At 66.2% G+C, this 5865-nt stretch carries 8 protein-coding genes; 5 read left to right on the top strand and 3 right to left on the bottom strand.

The genetic code is table 11. The features are described from left to right. Nucleotides 1-1538, top strand: a 1538-nt coding sequence (locus L995_RS21665; RefSeq protein WP_047473664.1) for a reverse transcriptase family protein, incomplete at its 5' end; no start/stop codon positions are given. A gap of 3 nt (nt 1539-1541) precedes the next feature. Here L995_RS21665 and L995_RS21660 read toward each other — a convergent pair. Continuing rightward, on the bottom strand, nt 1542-2354 hold the full coding sequence (locus tag L995_RS21660) for an AraC family transcriptional regulator (RefSeq protein ID WP_016447389.1): 813 nt from the start codon (nt 2352-2354) through the stop codon (nt 1542-1544). 31 nt (nt 2355-2385) lie between these two features. Further along, entirely contained in the window at nt 2386-2769 is a 384-nt protein-coding gene (locus tag L995_RS21655) for a hypothetical protein (protein ID WP_047473663.1), read from the bottom strand. Between the two features lie 223 nt (nt 2770-2992). On the opposite strand from L995_RS21655, the gene soxR reads away from it, so the two are divergent. From soxR to L995_RS21640, 4 genes are all read left to right on the top strand, one after another. After that, nucleotides 2993-3496: a redox-sensitive transcriptional activator SoxR gene (soxR, locus tag L995_RS21650; RefSeq protein WP_012202096.1), complete on the top strand. Its 504-nt coding sequence runs from the start codon at nt 2993-2995 to the stop codon at nt 3494-3496. 19 nt (nt 3497-3515) lie between these two features. After that, nucleotides 3516-3698 carry a hypothetical protein gene (locus L995_RS33330; RefSeq protein ID WP_156136110.1) on the top strand — a complete coding sequence of 61 codons (183 nt, stop codon included), beginning with the start codon at nt 3516-3518 and terminating at the stop codon, nt 3696-3698. Nucleotides 3699-3906: 208 nt separating this feature from the next. After that, nucleotides 3907-4410 (top strand): type VI secretion system amidase effector protein Tae4, encoded by a 504-nt coding sequence (locus L995_RS21645; protein ID WP_047473662.1) that lies wholly within the window; start codon nt 3907-3909, stop codon nt 4408-4410. Further along, nucleotides 4407-4787 carry a T6SS amidase immunity protein Tai4 family protein gene (locus L995_RS21640; protein ID WP_047473661.1) on the top strand — a complete coding sequence of 127 codons (381 nt, stop codon included), beginning with the start codon at nt 4407-4409 and terminating at the stop codon, nt 4785-4787. The genes L995_RS21645 and L995_RS21640 overlap by 4 nt, the downstream gene beginning before the upstream one ends. Before the next feature lie 91 nt (nt 4788-4878). On the opposite strand, the gene hutG is transcribed toward L995_RS21640, so the two are convergent. Then, nucleotides 4879-5736: an N-formylglutamate deformylase gene (hutG, locus tag L995_RS21635; protein WP_082001600.1), complete on the bottom strand. Its 858-nt coding sequence runs from the start codon at nt 5734-5736 to the stop codon at nt 4879-4881. Nucleotides 5737-5865: the final 129 nt, after the last annotated feature.

Here is a 5865-nt window from a genome sequence, read left to right as displayed (position 1 = left end):
CCGCGTCCCAGCTGGCGCAGGCCATGGGCATCACCGTGGCCGAGCTGCGCTTCCTGGGCTTTCACCGCGAGGTGGCCCGCACCCACCACTACCACTCGTTCACCCTGCCCAAGAAGACCGGCGGCGAGCGGCTGATCTCCGCGCCCATGCCGCGCCTCAAGCGCGCGCAGTACTGGGTGCTGGACAACATCCTCGCCAAGGTGCCCGCGCACGATGCCGCGCACGGCTTCCTGGCCGGCCGCTCCATCGTGAGCAATGCCGCGCCGCATGCGGGCCACGACGTGGTCATCAACCTGGACGTGAAGGACTTCTTTCCCAGCATTGCCTTCGGCCGCATCAAGGGCGTGTTCCGGCATCTGGGCTACGGCGAGGCCATGGCCACCCTCCTGGCCCTGCTGTGCAGCGAAAACCGCGCCCAGGCCTGGCAGGTGGATGGCGAGAAGCTCTTCGTCGGCGGCAAGGCGCGCGAGCGCGTGCTGCCCCAGGGCGCGCCCACCAGCCCCATGCTCACCAACCTGCTGTGCCGCCGCCTGGACCGCCGCCTGCTGGGCCTGGCCAGGCAGCTGGGCTTTGTGTACACGCGCTATGCGGACGACCTGACCTTCTCGGCCTCGGGCGAGGCCGCGCGCGACAACGTGGGCCGGCTGCTGGGCCGCGTGCGCTGGATACTGCGCGACGAAGGCTTCACGCCCCACCCCGACAAGGAGCGCGTGATGCGCAAGGGCCGCCGCCAGGAGGTCACGGGGCTGGTGGTGAACGCGGACAAGCCCGGCGTATCGCGCCAGACGCGCAGGCGCCTGCGCGCCGCCCTGCACCGCGCCACGCAGGCCGGGACAGGCCTGCCCGGCCTGCCAGGCCAATCTGTCCAGCCTGCCCAGGCGCCCCACTGGCAAGGCCAGCCGGCCCATGCCTCGCAGTTGCTGGGAATGGCGCAGTTCGTCCACCAGGTCGATCCCGTGCAGGGCGGGCCGCTGCTGGCACAGGCCCGGCAGCTCACGCGCAGCCCTGTGGACCGGGCGAACGACGCCCTGCTCGAGGCCAGCCGGCAGGACCGCGCCGCCGCGCGCGCCAAGCCCCCCGCAAACGCCACGTTCCGGCGCCTGGCAGCCAGCGGGCAGGCACCTGCGCTGGCCAGCGGCAAGCCATGGTGGCAGCCGGCCGCACCCGCAGCGCCCGTGCTGGAGAAGACCGACCAGCAGCGGCGCGAGCAGCGCCAGGAGGAACGGCAGGCCGCCCGACAGGCGGCTGGCCCTGCCCCCGGCGCCGCAAGCACCCTGCCCGCGGCATCGCCATCACCGGCCGCACCGGACCCGAATCCGCCCGCATCGAAAAGGCCGCCGATGGCCGGCCTGCTCACCTACTGGGCGCAGATCGTGATCTGCTTCCTGCTGGGCACCGTGTTCCAGGCCCGGCTGATCACGCTGATCGGCATCGTCCTGGTCGTCATCCTCAGGTACCGGCGCATCCAGCGCTGGGATGTCTTCGGGGCGGCGATGGTGGTGGCCGTGCTGGTCGGCCTGGGATTGCGGCTTTCGTAGCGATCAGCGCACCGCGCTGCGCAGTGCCAGAAAGCGGCGCGGCGAGGTGCCCACGGCCTTGCGGAACATGGTCACGAAGGCCGGTGCGCTTTCGTATCCCAGGGCATCGGCCACGGTCTGGATGCGCAGCCCCTGGGACAGCTGCTGCAGCGCGGTGAGCACATGCAGCTGGCGGCGCCACTGGTTGACGGTGAGGCCGGTCTCGGCCAGGAACAGCCGCGTCATGCTGCGCTCGCTCATGCCGATGCGCTGGGCCCAGTCGGCCAGCCGCGCCTGCAGCTGGGGCTGCTCGCACAGGGCGCCGGTCATGCGGCGCAGGCGGCGGTCGCGCGGCAGGGGCAGGTGCAGGCCCTCGGGCTGCGCGTTCTGGATTTCATCGAGCAGGACCTGCATGAGCCGGCCATCGCCGCTGTCGGGCTCGTAGTCCTGCGGCAGGCCCTGCACGCGCTCCAGCAGGGCATGCAGAAAGGGCGAGACGGCCAGCGCATGGCAGGGGCCGGGCGCGGGGCGCGCCGCGCCGGATTCCACAAAGACGATATGGCCGCTGGCCGCACCGCTGCAGCTGACGCGGTGCAGCGTGCCGCCCGGAATCCAGGCGGCGCTGCGCGGCGGCACCACGCAGACGCCGGCCTCGGTCTCCAGCGTGATCAGGCCCGCATTGGTGACCATGAGCTGGCTCTTGCGGTGGGCATGGAAGTCCATTGCCCAGTCACCCGGGCCCGAGCGCATCGGCAGGACGATCACGGGACGGTCCACATGGTCGGGATCCCACCTCTCGGGCAGGACTTTGAGCAGGGCGGAATCCACGGCATTCATGGTGTTTCTCTCAGTTCATGTCAATCGGTCATCAATCGGACCCGAGCAGCTCCCGTGCACGCTGCTGCGCCTCCTCGGGGGAGGCCACCAGCAGCATGGGATAGCCCCAGGCCTTGCCGAACATCTGTGCGAAGGCCTCGGCCTCGGCGCGCTTGTGCGCATCGGGCTCGGCGTGGACCAGGGCGCGCACCAGGCTTTTGAGCTCGGGGCGGCGGGCCTTCATCCACAGCACGACCTGCTTGCGCTCCTCGGGTGAGCGCTCCTCCTGGGCCATGTCGCCGTCGCTGAAGAAGACAAAGGCCTGGCCGCGGGCCAGCAGGGCCGAGAAGTCCTCCAGCAAGCGGTCCACGGGCACGGCCTTGTCGCGCTCGTAGCCCATGCGGACCAGGGGAAAGCTGCTGCTGTCGATGTACATGGAAACCTCCGGCCGATGCCATTCAATACAAATGAGACCCATTACTGTATGAATGAACGGCAGCTGCGTCATTGCAGCACTCGGCCAAAGAATTTCGCAGTCCGGCCAGGACGCTCGCATGGGCGGTACAGACCCGGTTGCCCTGTTCCTGCGCTTTCGCTCAGAATGGCCGCATTCTTCGAGTTCAAGTGAACTTGAAGTCAAGCCACGAAGGAAAGCCACCATGAAAACCGAGGATGATCCGCTGCTCAGCATCGGCGACGTGGCGCAGCGCAGCGGGGTCAAGGCCTCGGCGCTGCGCTTTTACGAGTCGCTGAACCTGATCGAGTCCGTGCGCAGCGCCAGCGGCCACCGGCGCTACCACCGCTCGTCGCTGCGGCGCATCGCCTTCGTGGTGTTCGCCCAGCGCATCGGCTTCACGCTGGAGGAGATCGCCGAGCAGTTGGCCAAGCTGCCCAGCCGCCATGTCCCCACGGGCGGGGACTGGCAGAAGATGTCGCGGGTCTGGAAGCAGCGGCTGGACGACCGCATAGGCGAGCTGCAGCGGCTCAGCGAGAGCCTGGACCAGTGCATTGGCTGCGGCTGCCTCTCGCTGCGCCACTGCGTGCTGCACAACCCCGGCGACCTGTGCGCACAGAACGGCCCCGGGCCACGCCGCTGGCTGGGCGACCCGCCGCCCGTGGCCATGGGCGGGCCCTGCCCGGGCCACTGCCACGACGAAGGCTGATCAGGACACGCGCCGTGTCGTGACGAAGTCCAGCGGCAAGCGCTGGTGGCAGCCCGCCACCCCGACCGCGCCCGTGCTGGAGAAGACCGGCCAGCGGCGGCGGCCATTCCGTCATATAGATCCATGCCTGCATTCAGAAAAAAAATTAAGCAGCCACATGGAACTTCAAATTCATTTACTTACATTTATAAGATTATTCTGAAGAAGTCCTCATGATCGATTGATCTCAATCTTGTCTATGATCCCTTCCATCGAAAAGACCAGGTAGGTCGCCCATCGAAGGCAGTTCATAAAATGGAATGCCGATTCAGTACAGTGCAAACCATTAAATCGAGGATTGACGGCTGAGGCGAGGCGCGAAGCAGCAACGTATCAATGGTTTTTCAGCGGCTCTAAGAAAAGAAATCTTTATGGCTACCAAACGTCCGGCCTTCAGCCAAGCATGGCATGCCTTCATGGCAGTGCGCATTCCCGTTAAAGAGGTCGGCCGAAAGATCGGCGGCATGGTTCAAAAGAACACCGAGCTCGACCCAAAGCTTGGAGGCTTTGAGAATGCCTGTCCGATCCGGATGAGCTATGTGCTCAACATGACGGGATTTCCAATTCCGAAGGGCAGCACCTACAAAACCGTGAGTGGGGCTGACGGTAGACAGTACATGTACAGAGTGGCAGAAATGATGGCGTATTTGGAAAAGACTTTTGGCAAGGCTGAAAAAACCGTGCGTTCGCCGAAGACGACCGACTTTATTGGTATGAAGGGAATCATCGTCGTCAAGGGCCACGGATGGGGCAATGCAATCGGCCATGTGACCCTATGGAACGGCACGGAATGCTCTGACACTTGCCACTTGATGTCGGACCCTGACAACGGCACGTTCGTGCCCGACATTGCATCCATTTGGGTATTGCCATGAAGCCCTCAGTCCTGCTATGGGTCTTGGCTGGTATCGCTTGCGCAACGGTGCAGGCGCAGACGCTCCCGCAAACAAGCAAGTACAGCCAGAAGACCCTTCTGAAGAATTGGGCGCTCAGCATTTGCTTGGCGCAAGTGGCTCAGGACGAGCGCACTGCCAGGGACGCCGGGTCCACCGCCGGAGCCTACCTGGAATTTGGTCAACAAGACTTGGCCGTGTATGACGACCTCCGGGCTCTGGTTGCCAAGTATGTTGCCCTGAAATACGGCGGTTCAGTGCCCTCGGAATTCAACACAATGAAGTGCATTGACCTGTTTCACAGCAAGGAGCTAGACCGGATCACCTCCAAGGCAGTGAAGACTGTAAGGGTCAGGTAGGCCGGGACACAGAAAGGGCCAGCCGGTCAACGCTGCAAGGCAAAACGCCCAAGCAGACGATGAATATCTGCGGCCCCGGCGCGGCGCCGTGTCAGGTCGGCTTGCGCACGAAGTCCAGCACCGCCTGCAGCATGCGCTGCAGCGTGGGCTGGATCTGTTCGGCGCGCTCGGGCAGGTAGTCGAAGGGCAGCGCTTCCTGCATGTAGCTGCACTGCGTCATCTCCAGCTGCACGGCGTGGATGCCGGCCTCGGGCTGGCCGTAGTGGCGCGTGATGTAGCCGCCCGTGAAGCGGCCGTTGAGTATGGCGGTGTGGCCCGGCGCGGTCTGCGCAATGGCCAGCAGATGCTCGGCCAGTTCCAGCGCGCAGCTCGTGCCCTTGCCGGTGCCCAGGTTCAGGTCGGGCAGCTTGCCTTCGAAGAAACGCGGCAGCACCGAGCGGATGGAGTGCGCGTCCCACAGCGCCACGGTGCCGTGCACGGCCTTGAGGCGGTCCAGTTCGGCGCGCAGCTGTGCGTGGTACGGGCCCCAGATGGCCTCGCGGCGCGCGGCGATCTCGGCGTCTGCGGGCACATCGGCCGGGTCGGCGTACAGCGGCGTGTCGTCGAAGGTGTCCACGGGGCACAGGCCGGTGACGCTCTGGCCCGGGTAGAGGCTGGCGCCATCGGGCGGACGGTTCAGGTCCACCACATAGCGCGAATGCGTGGCCACGAGGATGGAGGCGCCCATGGCCCTGGCGAACTCGTACAGGCGCGGCAGGTGCCAGTCGGTGTCGGGCACGTGGCGGGCTTCCTCGGTCAGGCGCGCGGCGATGTCGGGCGGCACATGGGTGCCCGCATGCGGCATGGAGATCAGCAGCGGCGCCGTGCCCTGGTGGAAGACGAAGGGAGGGGGAGCGGTATCGGTCATGGCGTGATTCTGGAACGTTTCTGGCGGGTTTCGCGGGCCCATGGCATGCGGGGGCCTCAGGATTGCAGGGTGGCCGCGCGGGCCGCGACAAAGCCATGGGCTGCCGCCTCGTGCAGCGCATGCCGTCCCGCCTGCACGCGGCGCTCGCCCCCCACCCACAGGCTGACGCGG

This window comes from Delftia sp. ZNC0008 (assembly GCF_000799035.1).
In the GTDB taxonomy this organism is placed as follows: Bacteria; Pseudomonadota; Gammaproteobacteria; order Burkholderiales; family Burkholderiaceae_C; genus Comamonas; species Comamonas tsuruhatensis.
The sequence above is the reverse complement of the archived record's forward strand: the minus strand, read 5'-3'. Positions and strand labels throughout refer to the sequence as shown.

What these genes read in the sequence shown, in the direction of transcription:
- L995_RS21645 (WP_047473662.1), top strand. Translation starts at nt 3,907, where the DNA reads ATGGCTACCAAACGTCCGGCCTTCAGCCAAGCATGGCATGCCTTCATG.
- L995_RS21640 (WP_047473661.1), top strand. Translation starts at nt 4,407, where the DNA reads ATGAAGCCCTCAGTCCTGCTATGGGTCTTGGCTGGTATCGCTTGCGCA.
- soxR (WP_012202096.1), top strand. Translation starts at nt 2,993, where the DNA reads ATGAAAACCGAGGATGATCCGCTGCTCAGCATCGGCGACGTGGCGCAG.
- L995_RS21660 (WP_016447389.1), bottom strand. Translation starts at nt 2,354, where the DNA reads ATGAATGCCGTGGATTCCGCCCTGCTCAAAGTCCTGCCCGAGAGGTGG.
- hutG (WP_082001600.1), bottom strand. Translation starts at nt 5,736, where the DNA reads ATGGGCCCGCGAAACCCGCCAGAAACGTTCCAGAATCACGCCATGACC.
- L995_RS21655 (WP_047473663.1), bottom strand. Translation starts at nt 2,769, where the DNA reads ATGTACATCGACAGCAGCAGCTTTCCCCTGGTCCGCATGGGCTACGAG.